Origin of the sequence: Marinobacter nauticus (assembly GCF_003634635.1) — a bacterium.
GTDB lineage: Bacteria > Pseudomonadota > Gammaproteobacteria > Pseudomonadales > Oleiphilaceae > Marinobacter > Marinobacter nauticus.
The window spans coordinates 182,344-204,181 of the sequence record NZ_RBJB01000003.1 but is presented as its reverse complement, the minus strand read 5'-3'; the positions used below and the strand labels follow the sequence as shown (position 1 = coordinate 204,181).

18 protein-coding genes are annotated in these 21,838 nt (G+C 57.9%); 10 read left to right on the top strand and 8 right to left on the bottom strand.

The genetic code is table 11. From position 1 onward, the window contains the following. Positions 1–15: 15 nt before the first annotated feature. Complete coding sequence (locus tag C7436_RS06815) at positions 16–1,653, bottom strand: methyl-accepting chemotaxis protein (RefSeq protein ID WP_014422163.1); 1,638 nt, start codon at positions 1,651–1,653, stop codon at positions 16–18. A 93-nt stretch (positions 1,654–1,746) separates the two neighbouring features. Continuing rightward, complete coding sequence (locus C7436_RS06810; protein ID WP_011786233.1) at positions 1,747–2,001, bottom strand: hypothetical protein; 255 nt, start codon at positions 1,999–2,001, stop codon at positions 1,747–1,749. A gap of 173 nt (positions 2,002–2,174) precedes the next feature. On the opposite strand from C7436_RS06810, the gene parC reads away from it, so the two are divergent. Beyond that, positions 2,175–4,481: a DNA topoisomerase IV subunit A gene (parC, locus tag C7436_RS06805; RefSeq protein ID WP_023011138.1), complete on the top strand. Its 2,307-nt coding sequence runs from the start codon at positions 2,175–2,177 to the stop codon at positions 4,479–4,481. Beyond that, complete coding sequence (gene serB, locus C7436_RS06800) at positions 4,474–5,706, top strand: phosphoserine phosphatase SerB (RefSeq protein WP_113879993.1); 1,233 nt, start codon at positions 4,474–4,476, stop codon at positions 5,704–5,706. The genes parC and serB overlap by 8 nt, the downstream gene beginning before the upstream one ends. Before the next feature lie 51 nt (positions 5,707–5,757). Here serB and C7436_RS06795 read toward each other — a convergent pair whose 3' ends face one another. The 3 genes from C7436_RS06795 to epmB form a co-directional block, all read right to left on the bottom strand. After that, positions 5,758–7,842, bottom strand: coding sequence for an EAL domain-containing response regulator (locus tag C7436_RS06795; RefSeq protein WP_121207150.1), 2,085 nt, complete (start codon positions 7,840–7,842; stop codon positions 5,758–5,760). Between the two features lie 102 nt (positions 7,843–7,944). Continuing rightward, positions 7,945–9,759 (bottom strand): hypothetical protein, encoded by a 1,815-nt coding sequence (locus C7436_RS06790; RefSeq protein ID WP_011786229.1) that lies wholly within the window; start codon positions 9,757–9,759, stop codon positions 7,945–7,947. A gap of 177 nt (positions 9,760–9,936) precedes the next feature. Then, a complete protein-coding gene (gene epmB / locus C7436_RS06785; RefSeq protein ID WP_121207149.1) occupies positions 9,937–11,004 on the bottom strand; it encodes an EF-P beta-lysylation protein EpmB in 1,068 nt (355 codons plus the stop codon). Positions 11,005–11,049: 45 nt separating this feature from the next. On the opposite strand from epmB, the gene efp reads away from it, so the two are divergent. Together efp and epmA are read left to right on the top strand one after the other, a co-directional pair. Beyond that, positions 11,050–11,625, top strand: coding sequence for an elongation factor P (gene efp, locus C7436_RS06780; RefSeq protein ID WP_011786227.1), 576 nt, complete (start codon positions 11,050–11,052; stop codon positions 11,623–11,625). 9 nt (positions 11,626–11,634) lie between these two features. Continuing rightward, the gene (gene epmA, locus C7436_RS06775; protein WP_121207148.1) at positions 11,635–12,603 is read left to right on the top strand and encodes an EF-P lysine aminoacylase EpmA; all 969 of its coding nucleotides are present in this window, start codon (positions 11,635–11,637) and stop codon (positions 12,601–12,603) included. A 6-nt stretch (positions 12,604–12,609) separates the two neighbouring features. Here the strand turns inward: epmA and asd are convergent, their stop codons facing one another. Beyond that, positions 12,610–13,470: an archaetidylserine decarboxylase gene (gene asd, locus C7436_RS06770; protein WP_121207147.1), complete on the bottom strand. Its 861-nt coding sequence runs from the start codon at positions 13,468–13,470 to the stop codon at positions 12,610–12,612. A gap of 195 nt (positions 13,471–13,665) precedes the next feature. On the opposite strand from asd, the gene motA reads away from it, so the two are divergent. Together motA and motB are read left to right on the top strand one after the other, a co-directional pair. Next, the gene (gene motA / locus C7436_RS06765) at positions 13,666–14,517 is read left to right on the top strand and encodes a flagellar motor stator protein MotA (RefSeq protein WP_011786224.1); all 852 of its coding nucleotides are present in this window, start codon (positions 13,666–13,668) and stop codon (positions 14,515–14,517) included. Positions 14,518–14,547: 30 nt separating this feature from the next. After that, positions 14,548–15,507, top strand: coding sequence for a flagellar motor protein MotB (motB, locus tag C7436_RS06760; RefSeq protein ID WP_121207146.1), 960 nt, complete (start codon positions 14,548–14,550; stop codon positions 15,505–15,507). 16 nt (positions 15,508–15,523) lie between these two features. Here motB and rsgA read toward each other — a convergent pair whose 3' ends face one another. Next, positions 15,524–16,579, bottom strand: coding sequence for a small ribosomal subunit biogenesis GTPase RsgA (gene rsgA, locus C7436_RS06755; RefSeq protein ID WP_121207145.1), 1,056 nt, complete (start codon positions 16,577–16,579; stop codon positions 15,524–15,526). A gap of 105 nt (positions 16,580–16,684) precedes the next feature. On the opposite strand from rsgA, the gene orn reads away from it, so the two are divergent. Further along, on the top strand, positions 16,685–17,227 hold the full coding sequence (gene orn, locus C7436_RS06750; RefSeq protein WP_011786221.1) for an oligoribonuclease: 543 nt from the start codon (positions 16,685–16,687) through the stop codon (positions 17,225–17,227). Here orn and queG read toward each other — a convergent pair. Then, the gene (gene queG, locus C7436_RS06745) at positions 17,222–18,310 is read right to left on the bottom strand and encodes a tRNA epoxyqueuosine(34) reductase QueG (RefSeq protein WP_114434168.1); all 1,089 of its coding nucleotides are present in this window, start codon (positions 18,308–18,310) and stop codon (positions 17,222–17,224) included. The genes orn and queG overlap by 6 nt on opposite strands. 136 nt (positions 18,311–18,446) lie before the next feature. On the opposite strand from queG, the gene C7436_RS06740 reads away from it, so the two are divergent. From C7436_RS06740 to C7436_RS06730, 3 genes are read left to right on the top strand one after another with little or no spacing between them, the layout of a single operon-like run. Further along, positions 18,447–20,009, top strand: a complete 1,563-nt coding sequence (locus C7436_RS06740) for an NAD(P)H-hydrate dehydratase (RefSeq protein WP_121207144.1) — start codon at positions 18,447–18,449, stop codon at positions 20,007–20,009. Further along, positions 20,006–20,503 carry a tRNA (adenosine(37)-N6)-threonylcarbamoyltransferase complex ATPase subunit type 1 TsaE gene (gene tsaE / locus C7436_RS06735; RefSeq protein WP_121207143.1) on the top strand — a complete coding sequence of 166 codons (498 nt, stop codon included), beginning with the start codon at positions 20,006–20,008 and terminating at the stop codon, positions 20,501–20,503. Before C7436_RS06740 ends, tsaE begins: the two co-directional genes overlap by 4 nt. Further along, positions 20,500–21,831 carry an N-acetylmuramoyl-L-alanine amidase gene (locus tag C7436_RS06730; protein WP_121207142.1) on the top strand — a complete coding sequence of 444 codons (1,332 nt, stop codon included), beginning with the start codon at positions 20,500–20,502 and terminating at the stop codon, positions 21,829–21,831. The genes tsaE and C7436_RS06730 overlap by 4 nt, the downstream gene beginning before the upstream one ends. Positions 21,832–21,838: the final 7 nt, after the last annotated feature.

The following is a 21,838-nucleotide window of genomic DNA, read 5'->3' as shown; positions in this document are numbered from 1 at the left end:
GACGCGGCGGTCCGGTTAAACCCGGAACCGCCCTGTCTGTTGTTCCAGCTCCCTGACATAGCTCTCCAGCGATTTGGCAATGCCATCGATGGCTTTGGACCGATCGGCACTGGCCGCAGCCAGATCATTGATATCAGTAATGCTCCGGTTAATTTCATCTACCACCTGAGTCTGCTCTTCGGTGGCGGACGCCACACTGGTGTTGACGTCGGTGATACTGGAGATCGCTTCCAGAATGGCCTGGAGTTCCTGTTCCGCTTCCGTTGCCAGCCGTTCGGTTTCGGTGGCCTCCTTGCTGCCGGTCTCCATCACGCTCACGACGTCCGAAACACCGGTCTGCAGCGCGGTTATCATGGTCTGAATATCTTCTGTCGACTGGCCGGTGCGTTGCGCCAGAGTACGGACTTCATCCGCCACCACGGCGAACCCACGGCCTTGCTCACCGGCCCGGGCAGCCTCAATGGCGGCGTTCAGAGCCAGCAGGTTGGTCTGCTCGGCAATGCCGCGAATGACATCCAGCACCGAAGTAATGTTGTCGGAATCCGCAGAAAGTTTGCGGATAACCTCAACCGCTTTGGAAATCTGGGCGGCCAGGCGGTGCACCTGTTTCGACGAGTTGCGGATGATCTGGGCGCTGTTGTTCCCCTTGGTTTCCGCTTCGCGAGTGATCTCTGCGGCGCGGGAGGCGTTCCCGGCTACTTCTTCAATCGCACTCTGCATTTCGTTGATAGCGGTGGCCACCATGGAAATGGAGTCGGTCTGGCGGGTCACACCATCGTTGTTGTCCCGGGCGGCAGTGGCCAGCTCGGTGGCACCCGCACCGAGATCGCGACTCAGATTCTGAATGGACCCGATCATGCCCTGCAGGTTTTCCAGTACCTGGTTGAAACTTCTGGCCAGTTTGCCGAGATCATCCTCGACCGTTACCGGAACCCGCTGAGTCAGGTCGCCTTCGCCCTGGGCAATGTTGTCGAGCTGATCCCGGAGGGCGCTGATCGAAGAGATGATCAGTTTCATGAATACAAAGAACAACGCAATGGCGATAATGATGGCAATCACGGTGATCGCAAGAACGGTGGCCGAACTGGAAGTGCCTTCGGCGGAGGCTTCAGCGGAACGTTGTTGAGCCTGCTCGTCAGCGTGAGCACCGGCGTTGTCGTAATAATCCCGGAGTTGGTCAAACAATGGGGCTGTTTCTGTGGCAGCGAGACTCCGGGCTTGTTCCGGATTGCCGTTTGAGGCCAGCTCCATCACCCTCCGAGCGGATTGTTCCCAGCGATCAAATGCCCCTTCGAATCCGTCGCTGACATCCGAAATGCCCGTTCCTGCAAGGCGTTGAGAGCTTTCCAGGAAGCGCTGCCTGGCTTGCTCGGTGTTTTCATTGAAATCCTCCAGAGCTCCGGAGGTGTCTTCATTGTTGAAGGCCTGGTCCAGCAGTGTCATTTGGGCCACCAGTGCCTGATAGAGATCGCGGTCACCATTGAGGATCTGGCTGACCGAAGGCAGGTAGGTGGCGGCTATGTCGTCGGTATCGGAAACCAGATTACGTGCCGTCAGAACGCTGAAGACACCGACGATGACCAAGGCAAGCGCCGTGATGGCAAAAGGAAGTGCGATTTTGGTGCGTAATCCGAGTTTCTTCAGAGCGGTCATCTAACCCCCCAGGCTTCGACGTTAATGTCTTATCCAAAGCGTAGCAGGGGGGGCAGATTTGTCACATTTGAGATGCCAGGCCCTTGATATGGGTCAGGATTTGCCGACGGTTTCGGCGGATGAAGGTTCGTCAGTCTGTTCACAGGCACGGCAAAGATGCCGTTGACGGAGGAACTGGGCGGCGAAAATAACGGCCCATATCAGTACCCCCGCCCAGATATAGGGCTCGGGAACCTGGAAGGTACCACTGATGGCAAACTCCACCAGGAGCATCAGGGCAACGGCCAGAACCGCATTGACCATGGCCGTAACCATGGCTTGCCCGCAGGCTTTGAGATTGGGTTTCATAGGTTTCCGCTTGTTCAGAGAGTAAACGGCGTTCTAATCACTGTGGCGAGAATACGGCTCACCTTACAGAGTCTCCATGCGGGAATTCCGCTATTGGAAATTGGTGTATCGGGGCTGGCGTCCATATAATGTGCGCCACAACATTGATAGGCATCCAAGGCAAAGAGGCGTCCATGCCAGAGTTTCAGACAACGGATGAAGGTTTCGAGCGGGTATCACTCCGGGACTACACCGAGAAGGCGTACCTGGACTATTCCATGTATGTCATTCTGGACCGGGCTCTGCCCAACGTAGGGGACGGGCTCAAGCCCGTACAGCGGCGGATTGTATACGCCATGTCGGAGCTGGGGCTGAAGTCCACCTCCAAGTACAAGAAATCGGCTCGTACCGTGGGTGATGTGCTTGGTAAGTTCCACCCGCACGGCGACAGTGCCTGTTACGAGGCCATGGTGCTCATGGCCCAGCCGTTTTCTTACCGCTACCCGCTGGTAGACGGGCAGGGTAACTGGGGGTCTCCGGATGATCCCAAATCCTTTGCCGCCATGCGATATACCGAATCGCGGCTGGCACCCTTTGCGGAAGTGCTGCTCAGTGAGCTCGGGCAGGGCACCGTGGATTGGGTGCCAAACTTTGATGGCACCATGGAAGAACCCTCGGTGCTTCCGGCCCGGCTTCCGCACGTGCTGCTCAACGGTACCACGGGTATTGCCGTTGGTATGGCGACGGATATTCCACCCCATAATGTTCGGGAAGTTACAGCCGCCTGTATTCGCTTGCTGGATCAGCCCGATGCGTCCGTAGATGAGCTGTGTGAGCACATCAAGGGGCCGGATTTCCCAACCAGGGCTGAAATCATCACTCCCCGCAAAGACTTGCGCCAGATGTACGAGACCGGGCGAGGTTCGCTGCGGATGCGCGCACGCTGGATGCGCGAGAATGGCGAAGTGGTGATCACTGATTTGCCCCACCAGGTCTCCGGAAACCGGGTGCTGGAGCAGATTGCCCAGCAGATGCAGACCAAGAAGCTGCCCATGGTGGCAGACCTGCGCGATGAATCGGATCATGAAAATCCGACCCGTCTGGTGATTGTGCCCCGCTCCAATCGGGTTGATCTGGACGGGCTGATGGCTCACTTGTTTGCCAGTACCGATCTGGAGAAGACCTATCGGGTCAACATCAACGTGATTGGCAACGATGGCCGGCCAGGCGTAAAAGGCTTGTACACCATTCTGACCGAGTGGCTGGCATTCCGGAAAACAACGGTAACACGCCGTTTGCAGCATCGCCTGGACAAGGTGCTGGCCCGGCTGCATCTTCTGGAAGGCTTGTTGATTGCCTACCTCAATATTGATGAGGTAATCGAGATTATCCGCACCGAAGACAAGCCCAAGGCCGAACTGATGGCGCGCTTTGGTTTGTCGGCGGAGCAGGCCGAGGCCATTCTGGAGCTGAAACTCCGGCATTTGGCCAAGCTCGAAGAAATGAAAATTCGCGGCGAACAGGATGAGCTCTCCGCCGAGCGCGATGAGCTGCAGGCCATTCTGGGCTCAGAAGATCGGCTTCGCGAACTGATCAAGACCGAACTCGAGCAGGATGCCGAGACCTTTGGTGATGACCGCCGTTCGCCGATTGTCGAGCGGGAGGAAGCCCGCGCCTTCAGCGAAACCGATCTGGTATCCAACGATCCGGTGACGGTGGTGCTGTCCGATAAGGGTTGGGTTCGCGCGGCCAAGGGTCACGACATTGACCCCGCTGGTCTCAGCTACAAGTCTGGCGACCGTTTTGCTCTGGCGGCGAAGGGGCGCAACAACCAGCAGGCGATTTTCCTGGATTCCACCGGCCGGGCCTATTCATTAATGGCCCACAGTCTGCCGTCTGCCAGGGGGCAGGGCGAGCCCCTGACCGGGCGGATCAATCCCCCCTCCGGAGCTACTTTCTCCGGTTTGTTGATGGGTAATCCCGAACGTAAGACACTGCTGGTCACCGACGGTGGCTATGGTTTCGTCACGTCGCTGAACGACATGATCAGCAAGAATCGCGCGGGCAAGGCCGTGGTCAGCGTACCCAAAGGCGCCAGAATCATGCCACCGGTGATGATTCCGGAAACGGCATCGACCCTGTACCTGGCGGCCATATCCAATGAGGGCCGCATGCTGGTGTTCCCGCTCAGCGAGCTGCCGGAGCTGGCCAAGGGTAAAGGTAACAAGATCATCAGTATTCCCTCCGCCCGGGTGCAGAATCGCGAGGAATACGTGGTTGCTGTCGCCGTGTTCGGTGAAGAGGATCAGTTGGAAGTGAAAGCGGGCAAGCGCAAGCTTGGCCTGCGGTTTGGCGATCTTGAGCACTATCTGGGTGAGCGGGGCCGTCGTGGTCACAAGCTGCCACGGGGCCTGCAGCGTGTGGATGGTATTGATGTGATTCCTTCGGCTGCGCGGGCCGAGGAAGAAGCCCAGAGCGGGGAGAATACAGACAGTGAGTGAGCTGGTGCTGGTAAACGTATCGGGCCGGGACAAACCCGGCCTGACCTCGGAAATCACCGGAATCATGGGGCGTTACGATGTCCGCATTCTGGATATAGGCCAGGCGGTCATTCATGACCATCTGACCTGGGGCATTCTGATCGAGATCCCGGATGAGTCAAAATCCTCTCCGGTAATCCGGGATTTGCTGTTCCGGCTGCACGCGCTGGATCTGCAGGTGCATTTTGCGCCGATTACCGAGCAGGAATATCAGGCCTGGGCTGAGGGCCGCAACCGGGCCTGTTACATCGTGACCCTGCTTTCCCGCGACATCAAGGCTGAGCAGATCGCCAGAGTGTCGGCGATTACGGCCCGCCATGGCCTGAACATTGACAATATTACCCGGCTGTCGGCAAGGCCGTCGCTGAACACCTCGGAAAACCGTATTGCCTGTGTCGAGTTCTCGGTAAGGGGGACGCCCTCGGATCTTGAACAGCTTCGGGCCGATTTCCTGCACATTGCCGGCGAGATGAATGTGGATATCGCCTTCCAGGAAGATTCGATCTTCCGACGCAACCGCAGGCTGGTGGTGTTCGATATGGACTCCACGCTGATTGAAGCTGAGGTGATCGATGAGCTGGCCCATGAAGCGGGAGTCGGTGAGCAGGTCGCTGAGATCACCGAGCGTGCCATGCAGGGTGAGCTGGATTTCAGTCAGAGCTTTGCCGAGCGCCTGGCCCTGTTGAAGGGGCTGGACGAGTCGGTGCTTGAAGGGATCGCCAACAGGCTGCGAATGACCGAAGGGGCCGAGCACCTGATTCGCAGTCTGAAGGCGCTGGGCTATCGGACCGCCATCCTGTCTGGCGGCTTCACCTATTTTGCTCGTCATCTTCAGGGTAAGCTGGGCATTGACTATATCTACGCCAACGAGCTGGAGATTATCGACGGCAAAGTAACCGGTGAGGTGAAAGGTCAGATTGTAGATGGTAAGCGAAAGGCGGAGTTGTTGCTGGAAATAGCTGAGAAAGAGCACATTTCCCGGGAACAGGTGATTGCCGTTGGGGACGGCGCCAATGATCTGCCAATGCTCAGTCAGGCGGGCCTGGGAGTTGCTTTCCGGGCCAAGCCACTGGTCAAGGAGTCGGCACGCCACTCCATCTCCACCTTAGGTCTGGATGCCATCCTGTACCTGATCGGGTTCCGGGAAAGCGAGACCAATCAAACGCTTCAGAATACCCACCTCTGAAACCAAAAAGGGCGAGAATGATCTCGCCCTTTTTGGTTAAGCGGCCGTTGATCAGTTGTCGCCGAAGTCGTAGTTCATCTCCGGTACCGGCGCCTGCAGGTAGTAGCCCTGAATGTAGTTCACGCCTGCCTGCCAGAGCGTCGCAAGAACGCCGGCGTTTTCCACCAGCGGGATGATGGTCAGCTTGCCGGCATTCTGCAGGCTCTTGACCATTTCCTTGACCTGCTCTTTGGCCTCGTCACTCTTCTGAATCTCTTCCGTGAACGAACCATCAATCTTCACGTAATCCGCCTCAATGTGCTTGAGGGTGTTGAACGGATTGAGTGCGCAGCCGAACTGGGAAATGGATACCTTGCTGTGCAGTTCGTGCACCGCCTTGGTGAAGTCCTTGGCCTGCTTCATGTAGTTGTTGGCATCGCCTTCGCGGATCTGGAAGATCAGCGAATCTCCCGGCAAGCGGGCAGCTTTGAGGGCAACGCTGAGCCAGGGCGTGAAGGTCTTGTCCTGCAGCGTCTCGGCTGTGATGTTCAGGAACAGGCGAGTGTCGTGGCCCCTTGAGCGGTGGCTCGATAGCTGCTTGATGGTTTGCAGGATAACCCAGCGGTCGATCTTGATGGCGGTATCGCTGGGTCCCATCGGCGGCAGGAAGTCATACGGCGATACTTCTTCGTTGTCTTTGTTGAGCATCCGGACAAAGGCCTCGTAATGCTCCTCACCCTCACCGCGCAGGTTGATGATGGGCTGGAACAGCAGCCGGAAACGGTTATCGTCCAGAGCCTTGAGAATGGCCTCCACCGAGTTGGTTTCATCGAGGCTCTCGTATTCAGCCGGGTTATAGACCAGGATGCCGTTGCCACGCTCGTGGCCTTCCTGTTTTTTTACATCGGCCGAGGCAGTATGGGCCCGGCCCATGAGTTCTTCGGCCTTTGGTGAGTTTTCCGTGATCGCGGCGATACCGATGGACACGGTCAGCGGAACCGTCCGGCCGTTGATGTCGAACAAGTGGTCCTCGACCGCTTTACGGATGCGCTCGCACAGACTTTCCATGCTGGCTTCATCACAGGGCAGGCACATGAGGCAGAAGGCATCGTCGCTCAGGCGGGCCAGGGTAGCCTCGTCGCCGGCCTGTTCCCGAAGCAGGGTGGCGAGATCGCCCAACAACAGATCCGCGCCGGAGATGCCGACCTGGCTCTTCATGCTCAGGAAATTATCCAGGGCAATGTAGGCAAGGGCGCCGGTCTTGTTGTCCTTGCCAGCCGTGGCGATAGCCTGGGCCAGGGCATCCATCAGGTACTGACGATTGTACAGGCCGGTCAGCAAATCCTGGCTGCTGATCTGTTTCAGCTTTTCCTCCAGCTCGGCATCACTGTGTTCCGGTTGCAGAACGATCTGGGTGCAGGCCTCTCCGTCGTAAGTGGCTGCGGACACCGACATGGTGACATTCAATTCGTGGTCGTCACTGCGGCGCGCGGTGCAGTTCAGAGTCATGCCATCTTTGCGCTCTTCGGCGAACGCTTTCATGAACTCCTTGTATTTCTCCTGGCTTTCCGGCGTAAGGGTATCGAGCACCGGAATACAAATCAGCTCGTCGATGTCGTCGTAGCCCAGGAATTCCATGTAGGACTGGTTGGCATAGATGTGCATGCCATCGTTGATGTAGGCAATGGCATCCTTGGAACTTTCCAGCAGCAACTGGCAACGCTGCTCGGCCTCACGCAGATGAGATTCCAGTACCCGGCGTTTGCGGCGCTCATCAAGAGCTGCCAGCTCCCGCTTGACCACCAGAACGAGCTGGTCGGTATACTGAAAGGGTACGGCATCCTGGGCACCGGCACGGATGATGTTGACGGTACGCTCGCGGCTGTATTCCTCGGTCAGCAGAACGAAGGGGATGTCCTTGTCCATGCGCTTGACCATGGCCAGAGCATCGTCTGCCCCGAATTCCTGTTCCAGGTCGCGTGCCAGCAGCAAGTCCCAGTTGGAGGTCTTGAGCGCTTCTTCCAGATCTTCTTCCGAGGTAATCCGGTGAGCGCGGGTAGCCTTGCCGGAGTTGCGGAGCAAGCTGACCATGGATTCCGCATCGTTTTGTGATGGGTCAAGAATCAGCAGGTGTACGGTCGTGTTTTTCTTCTGCATTCGTCAGACGTCTCGTGGTGCCGGATATTCACGGATGAATGATGCAGGGGTTGGCCAGCAATAACAACCCTGGCCATGCCGGCAGTTGACGGGCCGCACTATTTAAAGCGACGGCCACAGTGAGTCAAATTCGTCTTCCGTAGTGCCTGGCGTTGATGGGGGAGCACCACGGCCGGCAGTTGGGGTGATGGGATTCTGGAGTTTCAGCTCGAACTGGCTGATGCTGCCAGTGGCCGAGACCTTTTTCAGTAGCTGTCCCTGGTCTTCCCGGCCATCTTGCAGCAGCGAGATCCGGCTGCCGGTCTGGAACGGCAGTCGCGGGGTAATCAGTGTCGCGGCCTGATTGACCACGCTGATTTCGGGCAGCAGCAGGCCCCTGAGGTACTCGCTGCTGTTGCCGACTTTCTGGATAAGTCGCACGGCACAGGGCGCGGCGCTCGGCGCCAGTAGCTCAATGCCCACCTGAGTGCCCTGGTTGCGGATCTGGCGCAGCCAGCGCACAACGGCAATGCTCCAGGGGTGCGAGCTCTGTTCTCGTACACCCAGAATTTCACCGGCCTGGAGTGATGCCGGGACATTGCTCTCCCAAGCTACGCAGTAGCCGCCCGGGCTGGTGTTGACCAGTAGCGCATGGTGCGATCGCGGCCGGTTTTTGTCCTGGCTGCCGGAGGGCTGATGACTGCCACCACTGGTACGGAAGTTGATCGGGGCATCGGCAGAATGCAGCCGGTCTTCGTTCGGGCCGGCATCGTGTGCGCCGGACCAGGCATCTGCCTTGCGATTGGCATTCCGGATAAACAGGTTATCGGATTCGAGATGACTGCTTTCGTTGCCATCCAGGAACTCCGAGAACGCTTTCTGGCCGGCTACGAAGTAGTGCGCAGCGGTGAGACCTACGCACACTTCCAGCGTGCCCTGGCTGGCGATGCGGTTAAAGTTGCGCTTGGCCAGAATGCCGAGTGCCTGGCTCAGGTGCGTAAGTAAGGTATCGCTCACCGTGGAGGGAATCTTGAGAGCTTCGCCTCCATGGCCGTCTTGGCGCCTGGCGTGCAGGGTCTCTGCCAGCAGGGTGGACAGATCGCGGGTGTCGAAGCTGAAGCTTTCATTGCCCGGTGTATTTTCGAGCAGGCTGCGGTAGACCGGCGGATTGTCTTTTTCCATATTGATGACGAACAGGCTGTCGGGGCCCAGATCCGGGGCACACTGGCAGTGCTCGGTCCAGGATTCGAACAGGTCATATACCTGTGTCAATTCGGCCTGACGCAGTTGGTTAGGCCGCGCACAGCCAAGCAGAAGAATACGTTTGTAGCTGTCGACAACCGTACTGGCTCGTCGGTGCGTGAGGGTGTCGTCATCCACCTCCATGTTGGCCAGTTTGTTCCGGTGCGCAAAACGGAACATGCGATGGCATTCCAGCCAGCTGCTGGCCGGGCTCGGACAATACAGTTGATGGGACCGAAGTATGGTGGCGGCCAGCTCCGACATTGCCCTATGGATTGCCGTGGCAATTTGGCGCCGGTGTTTGTCTACTCCGCCATTGTCGACGTATTCAAGCAGACAAAGCTTGTACCCGGCGGCCAGATGCAGCTGAAGTGCCTGGGTCAGATTGGCAATCTTTCGTTGCTTTTCAGGCAGCGCGATGGCGAGCCCGAGGAAGTGTCGCGATAGCTCATTACAGACAAAATGAATCTTGTCCCGTACGATTTCCAGAAATTGCAGGCGCTGGAGCGGCGACAGGAACAGATGGTTCAGCTCAATGATCGCGTGATATAGCTGACGAGATGCCTCACCGGTATTGGCCATCGGCAACTGATCCGCCCAGGCGCGAAAGGCCTTGGGGCTGGTGTCGCAAAACGACAGGCTGGCTGTTTTCTGTTCAGGAACCTTGAGCTCTGGTTTCAGGATCTTACCATCCATGTTCTCACGCCAATGTCGGGACCGCGGTAGTTGTAACTCAGCGAAAACGCCGAAAATACAGGTCGTTATTGTTTATGGATCTTGCACTTTAAGATAGCAAAGCAACGACAAAAAGCGAGAAAATCACGAGTTGACAATCTTTGACAAGTGAAAATGGGCCATCTTTTGCGACAGGTCTCACGAGCCCAGGTCCAGCGGGGTCTTGCTGGCGCGGCCGGGAAGCTCCCGAACCAGCTTTGGAACCAGGAAGCCGGGCAGATTTTCCAGCATTTCGTTAACTATCCGGATGGCGTCGGTGTCGCTCACGGAGAAGTGCCGGGCACCGGAGACGGGATCAAAGGCGTGCAGGTAATAGGGCATAACCCCCGCTTCGAACAGCGTCTCGCTCAAGGCTGAGAGTGTGGCGCTGCTATTGTTGACACCTCTGAGGATTACGCTCTGGTTCAGCAGGGTAACCCCGGCCTCGCTCAGACGTCGGAATGCCTGGCGGGTGGCCTGGTCTATTTCTGCCGGGTGATTCACGTGCACCACCAGGACCTTTTGCAGTCGGGTTCGGGACAGCCAGTCAATCAGGCTGTCGCATACCCGCTGTGGTATCACCACGGGCAGGCGGGAATGAATGCGCAACCGGCGAAGATGGGGGATGTCACCAAGCAGTTCGGCCCATTGCGAGAGCAGGCGGTCGTTCACTGCCAGTGGGTCACCACCACTGAAAATCACTTCGTTGATTTCCGGGCTGGCGGACAGGCTGTCGATGACCTGGCGTCGGTCTTCCGGCCCAAGACGGTGATCGCCGTAGGGAAAATGCCGACGAAAACAGTAGCGGCAATTGATAGCGCATTGTCCCGTGATCATGAGCAAGGCACGGCTGGTGTATTTGCGAATAAGGCCGGTGGTCTGGATGGCCGACGCCTCTTCCAGCGGGTCCGATACGAAATCGGGATGAACCTCCGCCTCCTGGGCGACAGGAAGTACTTGCCGCAGCAAGGGGTCATCCGGGTTGCCTGGCTCAATCCGTGCCAGGTAGGGCTCGGGCACCCGGATCGGAAACAGTCTGTGGCCGCAGGCGGCGCCTCTGTACCAGTCCTCCGGAGCGAGCCCCAGACGTTCCAGTAGTTGTTCCGGCGTAGTAACCGATTGGCTCAGTATCTGTTGCCAGTCCGGTGTGTTGCCAGGTTCAACCCGGACACCGGGTGGATGGCTGGCATCGCGGGCTTCTATACGGGCGGGGGTTCGCTGTATCATAGCGACCTTTGAAATTTTAACGACAGTCTGTCAGGTGGACATTTCATGGCTTCATATTCTACCAACGAATTTCGCAGCGGTCTCAAGGTTTTGCTGGATGGCGACCCTTGTATCATGCTCGAGAATGAATTCGTCAAGCCGGGCAAGGGCCAGGCATTCAACCGGGTCAAGCTGCGCAACCTCATGACCAACCGGGTGTGGGAGCGTACCTTCAAATCCGGAGAGTCTCTGGAAGCGGCCGACGTTGTCGAGCAGGATATGGAATACCTGTATACCGATGGCGAGTTCTGGCACTTCATGCTGACTGATGGCTCATTCGAGCAGTACGCGGCTGATGCCAAGGCGGTTGGCGATACCGTCAAGTGGCTGAAAGAGCAGGACGTTTACACCGTGACTCTGTACAACGGCGCGCCGCTGACCGTGACCCCGCCGAACTTTGTCGAGCTGGAAGTGGTTGATACCGATCCCGGCATGAAAGGCGACACTGCCCAGGGTGGCTCCAAGCCCGCGACCCTGTCCACAGGTGCCGTTGTGAACGTGCCCCTGTTCATCACCATTGGTGAGGTGCTGAAGGTTGATACCCGCTCCGGTGAATACGTCAACCGCGTCAAAAGCAGCTAATCATCGATCATGACTGATCGCCCTGTCTGGCAGCCCTCTGCCTCCCGGGCCGCTCTGGAAAGCCGCGCACAGCTTCTGGCCCACGTGCGCGGCTTTTTTTCTGAGCGGCGGGTGCTGGAGGTAGAAACCCCGGTACTGGGACGCCACGGCGTAACCGACGTCAATCTCGACGGCATTCCCTCTGCGGTCGACGCTGGCGGCGTTCAGGGGGGCTGGTTGCAGACCTCCCCTGAGTATCACATGAAGCGGCTGCTGGCCGCAGGTTCAGGATCAATATTCCAGATTGCCCGGGTGTTTCGTAACGGTGAGCGCGGCAAACGTCACAATCCGGAATTCTCCATGCTGGAGTGGTACCGCGTTGGCTTTGACGATCAACAGCTGATGCGGGAAGTCGCAGATCTGGTCTGTGGCTGGCTGGAGTGCTCGCCGCCGGTAACCCTCAGCTACCGTGAGGCAATGCAGTCCATTGCGGGTATCGACCCGATGACCATCACCGACCGGGACCTTGAACGCTACTGTGAGCAGTGGCTGGAGCCGGAACAGCTGGCCGGCCTCGGCCGGGATGGCTGCCTGGATCTGGTCATGAGTTTCGTGGTGGAGCCGAAGCTGGGCTGTGAGCAACCGGTTTTCATTACCCGCTATCCCGCCTCCCAGGCCGCTCTGGCACGCATCTCTGAGCATCAGGGCTTCAGAGTGGCGCACCGGTTTGAGCTCTACATTCATGGCCTGGAGATATGTAATGGTTACTGGGAGTTGACCGATCCGGCCGAGCAGCGGGCCCGTTTTGCCGCCGATAACCATCTCCGGCGTGCCAGTGGCAAGCCGGAGATGGCGCTGGACGAGTCTTTTCTGGCAGCGCTGGAGACAGGCCTGCCGGAATGCGCCGGTGTGGCCATGGGCCTTGACCGCCTGTTGATGCTCAAGCTGGGCAGTCGCAACATTCAGGACGTTATTGCGTTTCCGATTGAGCGGGCCTGAGCCCTGCTATTTGACGTTCAGTTTGCCGAAGGCTTCACCCAGCTGTACCGTTTTCTCGGCCACCTGGTTCGGTTGCCATTTAACTGCACCCTTGGGCATCACCAGCACGACGGTTGAGCCCAGGCGGAAACGGCCCATTTCCTGACCCTTTTCAAACTGAGGGGCATCGTCTCCGCGGTACTGCCATTGCGTAACTTTGCCGGAATTGGGGGCTACCACGCCGGCCCAGGTGGTTTCCACGCTGCCTACAATCATCGCGCCGACCAATACCATAGCCATGGGGCCCGCCTCGGTGTCGAACAGGCAGGCCACCCGTTCGTTTCGGGCGAACAGGTTCGGCACATTTTCGGCGGTTACCGGATTGACTGAGAACAGCTTCCCGGGTACGTAGACCATTTCTTTCAGGGTGCCAGCCATGGGCATGTGAATACGGTGGTAATCCTTGGGCGACAGGTAAATAGTGGCGAACTCGCCTTCCCGGAAGGGCTCGGCCCGTTCGTCATCGCCGCCGAGCAGTTCAGTGAGACTGAATGACTGTCCCTTGGCCTGGAATACACGGTCTGTGCTGATCTGGCCAATCTGGCTGATGGCGCCGTCCACCGGGCTGGTGAGGGTTTCCGGTGCGGGGTCTATGGTGCGAGCGCCCGGCTTGAGTGCACGGGTAAAAAACGCGTTGAACGTGGGGTAGGCGGTAAAGTCTGGCTCAGCGGCCTCGCTCATGTTCACGCCATAGCGGCCGATAAACCATTTGATCACACGGTTTTTCAGGGCTGGAGTGCTCTCGCTGTCGGCCAGACGGCCTGCCAGGCGGGAAACCGCCAGCTGGGGTGTGACGTATTGGCTAAGAACAAACAGTTTATCAAGCATTCCGGGAGACTCTTGCGATCATAAAGCGCGGTAGTCTACCAAACCCGGCGCAGTGTATAGAAATTGTTTCACAGCTTCGCTGTTACGGTTGATGCTTGCTATTATCAGATCACATTTTGGGTGTTCCCGGCTGAGCCAGCTTCGGGTAGTAACCGGCCCCGGCCGTTAACCAGACAAAAGGCGTGCATAGTCACCATGTTATTGATCATTGGAGCTGTGGTCGTTGTTGCGTGCGTTCTTGGTGGGTACGTTCTGCACGGCGGCAATCTGGCGGTTTTGTGGCAGCCGACAGAGATCCTGATTATCGGCGGAGCGGCCGTTGGTTCATTTATCATCGCCAACCCGTTACACACGGTAAAAGAGGTGTTTCAGGCGTGTATCCGGTTGCTGACCGGGTCTCCTTTCAATAAATCCTATTACATGGATTTGTTAAGTCTGCTCTATGAGGTGTTCGACAAGTCCCGCAAGCAGGGCGTCATGGCCATTGAGGAGGACATCGATAATCCGGAGTCGAGCCAGATCTTCAGTCGTTATCCGGCGATTATGAAATCCAAACACCTGTTGGATTTCATCACCGATTACCTGCGTATCATCAGCTCTGGAAACATGGCGCCGCATGAGCTGGAAGGCATGATGGAAAACGAAATCGAAAATCGACAGCACGAGCTTGAAGAGCCTGCTCATGCGGTCAACAAGATTGCTGATGCTCTGCCAGGGCTGGGTATTGTCGCCGCCGTGCTCGGGATCGTTATCACCATGGGGTTCCTCACGGAAGGGCCGGAGAAAATCGGCTTGAGCGTTGCGGCAGCACTTGTTGGTACCTTTCTCGGCATCTGGATGGGGTATGGTTTTGTCGGGCCAACCTCGATTGCGCTTGAGCATGCCGCCAAATATGAGCTGAAAGCCTACGAGTGTGTTAAATCGGCCATTGTCGCGACGGTGTCAGGACAGGCTCCCCAAATGGCAATCGAATTTGGGCGCAAGGCACTCCCTACTGAAAAGCGACCGGGATTTCAGGAGCTCAATGACCACGTTCGCTCAAAGTAACAAAAAGCCTGGTTAGCCTCGGAGAGTATCTTGGAAGAACAGCCGATCATCATCAAACGCAAGAAAAAGGTTGTCGGCGGGCATCACGGCGGCTCCTGGAAAGTTGCGTTTGCCGATTTTGCGACCGCGATGATGGCGTTTTTTCTGGTGCTCTGGCTCACCGCCACGGCGAGCCCCGAACAGAAAAGGGCAGTCGAAGGCTACTTCAAGGATCCTGTTGGCTTTACCGAAGGCGGCTCGCCCAACCCGGTAGACCTTGAGGGCAGTGCCTCGGTCATCGAGGAATCTACCCAGGATCAGGAAGCCAGTACCATCCAGATTGAAGACGAGGTGGTGGATGAACTGGCGGACACTCTGGAGCAGCGCCGAATGCAGGAGCTTTTCCAGGAGTTGCAGGAACGGATCGAACAGAATCAGACCCTGCAGGAGTTCAAGGATCAGTTGCTGATCGACATTACTGATGAAGGTTTGAGAATTCAGATTGTAGACCGGTCCGGTCGGCCCATGTTCGACAGTGGTCGGGCAGAGTTGAAGTACTACTCTCAGGACATTCTGTTTGAGTTGGCCAAGACCCTGGGGTCAGTCAACAACAAGCTCAGCATTACAGGTCATACCGACGCCACGCCGTTTAGTGGCCGACCTGGTTACACCAACTGGGAGTTGTCTGCAGATCGCGCCAACACAGCGCGTCGAGCGCTGGTGGCTGGCGGCGTCCGGCTGGAGCAGATCGCCCGGGTGGTGGGATTGAGTGATTCGGTGCTGTTCGACAGGAGTAATCCCACGGCTCCGGTAAACCGTCGCATTTCCATTATTGTTCTGAACAAAAAGACTGCCGACAGTATCGAGACCGGAGCAGGGCGCTCCGATCAGCCGCTGATTGATCTTACTCGCCCGACGGAGGAGCAGGAGCAGCAGGCTCTGGAAAAGCTGGAAGGTGGCGACTGGTTCCAACCGAAAGAAGAGCCCGCTCCGGGTGAGCTGAATTGGTAGCGTTGGTTCTGTGGGTTCAGGTGAGCTTGAGACCACGAGCCTGCTGATCGGTCATATCCTGAAGGATGCGATGAAAGCTCTTCAGGCGTTCCGCTGAAATCTCGCCAGCCTCGGCAGCTGCGTCCAGAGCGCAGCCCGGATCTCCCATGTGCCGGCAATTGCGGAACTTGCAGAGCCCGATCAGCGGCCGGATTTCCCGAAAGCCGTATTCCACTTCCTGCGGCGTCATGTGCCAGAGACCGAACTCCCGGATGCCCGGAGAATCGATCAAATCACCCCCGCCGGGCAGGTGAAACAGTTTTGCGGTGGTGGTGGTATGCACGCCTTTGCCGGTGCTCTCGGAGACCGCGCCCACTCGCAGCAGCTCATCCGGTAACAGCGTCTGGATGATGGAAGACTTGCCCACGCCGGACTGCCCCACAAAGACACTGGTCTGATTCCGCACCAGAGCTTCCACTTCCGGGGCTGGCGTGCCTGCGGTTTCTGCGGCTGAAGTGCGCGCCACCTCATAGCCCAGCGCCTGATATCTGGCCAGCAGGGCTTCGATCTGATCCCGGTTGTCGTCGTTAATCAGATCTGTCTTGTTCAGCAGGATTACCGCCGGAATGTCAGAGCTTTCAGACGCCACCAGATAACGATCGATCAGGTTGTCGTGGGGCTCGGGCTCGGGGGCAATGACCAGAATGATATGGTCGATATTGGCGGCCACTGGTTTTAGCGCGCCAAAGTTGTCCGGGCGCTGCAGCAGGTTTTCCCGTTCACAGCGGGCAACAATCACGCCGGTTTTGCTTTTGCCCGGGCGCCAGACCACCCGGTCTCCGGTCACCAGGCTGTCAATGTTGGCTCTGACGAAACAGCGGAACACCTGCCCGGATTCCGGGCCTTCAATCGCCTCGATATCCAGTTGCTGGCCGTAGTGGGCAATCACCAGTCCATTCTGCTCAGGGCCAAGCTCACCGGCGGCAGCCTGTTCTTCCACCGCTTTTTCCTTGCGTGCAGCTCTCACCGTCCGTTCTTTCTGGATCTTTTCGATGCGCCATTGCTGGCGTTTGTTCAATCGTCGTTTTGCCATCTGCGTTCAATCGGTTAACCGGCGTTTGGGTATCACATCATACGTGAATCGTGGACAATACACAGAACTTCATCTACCCGACAAAACAGCATAGGTAACAGCGAGATGAGTAACGGCGACCGCCTGATCTGGATTGACTTGGAAATGACCGGTCTGGATCCCGAGCAAGAACGCATTATCGAGATGGCCAGCATCATCACCGACTCCCAGCTGAATATCGTGGCAGAGGGGCCGGTGATTGCAATTCACCAGCCTGACAGCCTGCTGGAGCAGATGGATGAATGGTGCACCCGCACCCATGGTGCCAGTGGTCTGACCCAACGGGTCAAAGAGAGTACCATCAGCGAGGCAGAGGCCGAGCAGCAAACCCTTGAGTTTCTGGGCAAACATCTGGAGCCAGGACAATCTCCGCTCTGTGGCAACAGTATTGGTCAGGATCGGCGGTTTCTGGTGAAATACATGCCCAAACTGGAAGCCTTCTTCCACTACCGCAATCTCGATGTCTCAACGGTAAAGGAGCTGGCCCGCCGCTGGCGCCCGGACGTGCTGGAAGGAGTCAAGAAACAGGGCAGTCATCTGGCTCTGGACGATATCCGTGACTCCATCAATGAACTGCGCCACTACCGGGACCATTTCTTCAAGCTATAGTCCGTGCTGTTTCAGGGCCCAGGCCACGTGCTCGCGGACCAGTTCCGACGGGTGGTCGGCCCGGGCTTTGAGTGCCTCCACCACCGGAATGGTGCTGGGGGCGTTGCCCAGTCCCACCGCCAGATTCCTGAGCCAGTTTTCATAGCCGGTGCGCCGTATTGCTGACCCTTCCGTGCGCTTCAGAAACTCCTGTTCGGTCCACAGGAACAGCTCCGCCAGGGATGAATTGTCCAGACCATGCCTCGGTTTGAAGTCTTCCTCGTCGGTGGGCTTGTTGAACTTGTTCCAGGGGCAGACCAGCTGACAATCGTCGCAGCCGAATACCCGGTTGCCCATTTGTGAACGCAGCTCCTCCGGGATCGGTCCTTTCAGTTCAATAGTGAGATAGCTGATGCAGCGCCGGGCATCCAGTAAGTGAGGGCCTACAAAGGCGTCGGTCGGGCATACGTCCAGGCAGGCAGCGCAAGAGCCGCAGTGTTGGCTGTCGAACGGTGCATCCAGGGGCAGAGGCGCATTGGTGAAGATTTCTCCCAGAAAAAAGAACGAACCGGCTTTGGGGTGAATCAGCATGTTGTTTTTGCCAATCCAACCCAGTCCGGCTCGTTGAGCCAGTCCGCGCTCAAGTACCGGCGCGCTGTCGACAAATGCTCGGTAGTCATAGCCGCTGACAGCCTCGTCAATCCATTTTGCCAGCGTGGCCAGGCGTTTGCGCATCAGTTTGTGGTAGTCGCGCCCCAGGGCGTAGCGAGTAACGTAGGCCCGTTCCCGGTCAGTAAGCACTTGTTTCGGGTTGTCAGGTGCTGGCAGGTAATCCAGTCGGACGGAAATGACCCGGGTGGTCCCGGGTACCAGGGAGTCGGGTGTGTAACGTTTGTCGCCATGGTCGGCCATGTAGGCCATCTGGCCGTGGTAACCTGCTGCCAGCCAGCGCTGCAGGCGTTCAGCGTGAGGCCCCGTCTCCGCCTGGGTAATCCCGGCATCGGAAAAGCCCAGCTCCCGTGCCCACCGGCGGATCTGTGCGGGCAGGTCCGCGAGCTCTGTATGGAGCGTTTCTGAAGCTGGGTGTTCTGGAGTAACGGCCATAGTGGACTGCTTGCAGGTGCGGCCCTGCGAAGATTTAATTTGATTAAGTTATGACCTTTTTTCCTGTTTTGCTATGCTTTACAGGTATCTGGCCAATTTTCTTAAACCGGTTTCTGTATCTGGGAGTTCCCGGCAAATGCCCTCTGTTTCCGAGCACAGTCTACCAGAAGCGCTCTATTCCGCCGACTCGGTGCGGGCGATGGATCGCTATCTGATTGAACAGCAGGGGGTGGATGGCTTCGAATTGATGCAAACGGCAGCCAGATCGGCGTTCCGCCATCTGGTGGCATTCTGGCCTGGTGCGCAGCCTGTGCTTGTGTTGTGCGGAGCTGGCAATAATGGCGGTGATGGTTACCTGGTGGCCGCCAACGCTAAGCGTCATGGCATTGATGTGGCGTGTGTTGCCGTGGCGCCGACGGAAAAGCTCACGGGCGACGCCCGGTCTGCGTGCCAGAAAGCCCGGGCCGATGGTGTCGAGATTCTTGAAGGCAGTGCCCTGTCCGATGCCGATTTGCATGCGCGGATGGATAGCGCTGCGGTGGTGGTAGATGCCATGCTCGGTACCGGAGTAACCGGAGCGCCCAGGGAGCCCTTTGCCAAGGTTATTGGTCAGTTGAACCATTCCGGAAAGCCTGTATTGGCAGTGGATTTGCCGTCCGGCCTGGATGCCACAACCGGTGCCGCGACAGGGGATGTGGTGCATGCCGATGTGACGGTTACTTTCATCGGCGCCAAGACTGGCCTTTTCACCGGCGCAGGCGCGGGTGTCTGTGGTCAGGTAATGTTTGAAGCGCTGGGGGCGATTAACGCCGGTCAGCAGAGCGGGGAAATGCCCCTGGCCAAGCTTTATCCCTGGGCGCGATGCCAGTCCTGGTTGCCGGAACGCCCTGCTAACGCCCACAAGGGCATGTTCGGTCATGTCCTGGTGGTGGCGGGAGATCACGGTTTCGGCGGGGCGGGCATCATGGCTGCAGAGGCGGCCTCCAGGGCCGGAGCCGGGTTGGTGTCATTGGCCACCCGGCCGGAATACGTTACCGCTGCGCTGGCTCGTTGTCCGTCGTTGATGGTCAGGGGTGTAACCCACGGGTCTGAGTTGCCGGCTTTACTGGAGAAACCCGATGTCGTGGTCTGCGGACCCGGGATCGGCCAGTCCTCCTGGGGACAGCAAATGCTGCAGCAGGTTATTGCCAGTGGCAAGCCCAGAGTGTTGGATGCAGATGCACTCAACATCATGGCCGACCGCGCCCCGGCGCCGGCGGACAACCATGTGCTGACGCCTCACCCGGGAGAAGCGGCCAGGCTGCTGGGCTGTAGTGTTCAGGAAGTCGAGGCGGACAGGATGGGAGCGGCAGCACGCATACAGAAGCTGTGGCATGGCATTGTCCTGCTCAAAGGTGCGGGTACGGTTGTTGCCACCGGCAGCGGAGTGCCCGGCATAATACCGGGCGGTAATCCGGGGATGGCGACAGGGGGCATGGGCGATGTGCTGTCGGGCATCCTGGGGGCGTTTCTTGGGCAAATTCCGTCCGCCCGCCAGGCGGTAATGGCTTCAGCGGCTTTACATCTGGCGGCCGCGGATGAGGCGGGGCAGAATAAAGGCTATATGGGGCTGCTCCCGACTGATGTGATCGCAGCCATACCGCAGGTGCTGGCAAGGTCGGAGCGGCCTGAATGTTTCAATGGCCGGGGGAATCGATGAGTATTTTTGGAAATGAACGCCGGTTGTTTCTGGAAGATGAGGCCGAGACGGAAAAACTTGGTGGTGAGCTGGCCCGGTTGGCCGGCCATGCCCGGGAAGGCCTCACCGTTTTTCTCGACGGCGAATTGGGGATGGGCAAGACGACCCTGAGCCGTGGTGTTATGAGAGGGCTTGGCCACGAGGGTGCCGTCAAGAGCCCGACCTATACACTGGTTGAACCCTACGAACACCTGGAACCACCGGTGTACCATTTTGATCTGTACCGGCTGGGTGACCCCGAGGAACTGGAATACATGGGAATCCGGGATTATTTTGCCAGCCAGAGCATCCGGATTATTGAGTGGCCGGAGCGTGGTCAGGGAGTCTTGCCTGATCCGGATCTGGAAATTCATCTTGAACGGGAAGGTCAGGGGCGCTCTGTGGTATTGCGCGCCCGTTCGGAGCTTGGGGCTTCCTTGCTTAATGAAATAGAACTGATAGGGCCGGATTCATGAAAATCTTGGTGATTATGGCGCTGTTGCTTTCAGCCAGTACAGCTTTGGCCGGTACCCGTGTCGAGGGGGTGCGTTTGTGGCCGGCTCCGGATCATACCCGCCTGGTGCTGGACACCGCCGGTCTGGTTGAGCACAACGTATTCTCTCTGAGTGGACCGTCCCGGCTGGTTATTGATCTGAAGGATGCTGCTCTCGGCACGGATTTCAGCAAGGTTGACCTTTCCGGCAGCCCCATTCAGCGTATTCGCAGCGCGCCAAGGAATGGTAACGATTTGCGGGTGGTGCTGGATCTGAAAAGTGATATCAAGCCTCGCAGCTTTGTGCTGGAGCCGAATCAGCAGTATGGCCATCGTCTGGTGGTCGATTTGATTGACGAACAGGGCAGCCGTCTCGATCGGGCGACGAGCCCGACGGTGACCCAGGATTCTGCCGGTAAGCGTGACATTATCGTGGTTATCGACGCCGGTCATGGCGGCGAAGATCCGGGCGCAATCGGGCCCCGGGGGACCCGGGAAAAGGATGTCGTGCTGAGAATGGCAAAGCGTCTGGCCGATCTGATCAACCAGCAGAAAGGGTTCACTGCCAAGCTTACTCGGACAGGCGATTATTACGTGGGCTTGCGGAACCGCACCTTGCTGGCCCGCAAGTACAACGCGGATCTGTTCGTGTCGGTGCACGCCGATGCCTTCAGAACGCCGCAGCCACGGGGAGCATCCGTCTTCGCGCTGTCTCAGCGCGGTGCCACCAGTGAAACGGCTCGATGGCTCGCCCAGAGCGAGAACCGTTCAGATTTGATCGGTGGTGCCGGCGGTGTCTCTCTGGATGGCCGTGATGACATGCTGGCCGGGGTATTGCTGGATCTCTCCATGACCGCAAGTATCAACGCCAGTCTGGGGGTTGGAGATTCCGTGCTGGGCCGGTTGGGCCGTGTGGCCAAGCTTCACAAACAGGGGGTGGAGCAGGCGGCATTTGTGGTTTTGAAGTCGCCGGACATCCCCTCGATTCTGGTGGAGGCCGGTTTCATCTCGAATCCGACCGAAGAGAAGAATCTTGCGTCCGAGTGGTACCGCAACAAGCTGGCCAACGCCATTTTCGATGGCATCGAGCAGTATTTTCGTCGCACACCACCTCCCGGCACGTTGCTGGCCTGGGAAAAACAGCAAAACCGGGGTGGCACCGACGTCAGCCAGTACCGGATACAGCGAGGTGATACTCTCTCGGGCGTTGCCCGGGAGAATCAGACCACCGTCAGCGAGCTGATGCGCTTTAACGGGATGAACGATGATCGTGTTATGGTAGGGCAAACCATTCGCATCCCCTCATCCTGATCAAGAG

Excerpts from the sequence above, each read along its gene's own strand:
- C7436_RS06815 (WP_014422163.1), bottom strand. The coding sequence starts at position 1,653 with ATGACCGCTCTGAAGAAACTCGGATTACGCACCAAAATCGCACTTCCT.
- C7436_RS06810 (WP_011786233.1), bottom strand. The coding sequence starts at position 2,001 with ATGAAACCCAATCTCAAAGCCTGCGGGCAAGCCATGGTTACGGCCATG.
- parC (WP_023011138.1), top strand. The coding sequence starts at position 2,175 with ATGCCAGAGTTTCAGACAACGGATGAAGGTTTCGAGCGGGTATCACTC.
- C7436_RS06795 (WP_121207150.1), bottom strand. The coding sequence starts at position 7,842 with ATGCAGAAGAAAAACACGACCGTACACCTGCTGATTCTTGACCCATCA.
- C7436_RS06790 (WP_011786229.1), bottom strand. The coding sequence starts at position 9,759 with ATGGATGGTAAGATCCTGAAACCAGAGCTCAAGGTTCCTGAACAGAAA.
- epmB (WP_121207149.1), bottom strand. The coding sequence starts at position 11,004 with ATGATACAGCGAACCCCCGCCCGTATAGAAGCCCGCGATGCCAGCCAT.
- efp (WP_011786227.1), top strand. The coding sequence starts at position 11,050 with ATGGCTTCATATTCTACCAACGAATTTCGCAGCGGTCTCAAGGTTTTG.
- epmA (WP_121207148.1), top strand. The coding sequence starts at position 11,635 with ATGACTGATCGCCCTGTCTGGCAGCCCTCTGCCTCCCGGGCCGCTCTG.
- asd (WP_121207147.1), bottom strand. The coding sequence starts at position 13,470 with ATGCTTGATAAACTGTTTGTTCTTAGCCAATACGTCACACCCCAGCTG.
- motA (WP_011786224.1), top strand. The coding sequence starts at position 13,666 with ATGTTATTGATCATTGGAGCTGTGGTCGTTGTTGCGTGCGTTCTTGGT.
- rsgA (WP_121207145.1), bottom strand. The coding sequence starts at position 16,579 with ATGGCAAAACGACGATTGAACAAACGCCAGCAATGGCGCATCGAAAAG.
- orn (WP_011786221.1), top strand. The coding sequence starts at position 16,685 with ATGAGTAACGGCGACCGCCTGATCTGGATTGACTTGGAAATGACCGGT.
- queG (WP_114434168.1), bottom strand. The coding sequence starts at position 18,310 with ATGGCCGTTACTCCAGAACACCCAGCTTCAGAAACGCTCCATACAGAG.
- C7436_RS06740 (WP_121207144.1), top strand. The coding sequence starts at position 18,447 with ATGCCCTCTGTTTCCGAGCACAGTCTACCAGAAGCGCTCTATTCCGCC.
- tsaE (WP_121207143.1), top strand. The coding sequence starts at position 20,006 with ATGAGTATTTTTGGAAATGAACGCCGGTTGTTTCTGGAAGATGAGGCC.
- C7436_RS06730 (WP_121207142.1), top strand. The coding sequence starts at position 20,500 with ATGAAAATCTTGGTGATTATGGCGCTGTTGCTTTCAGCCAGTACAGCT.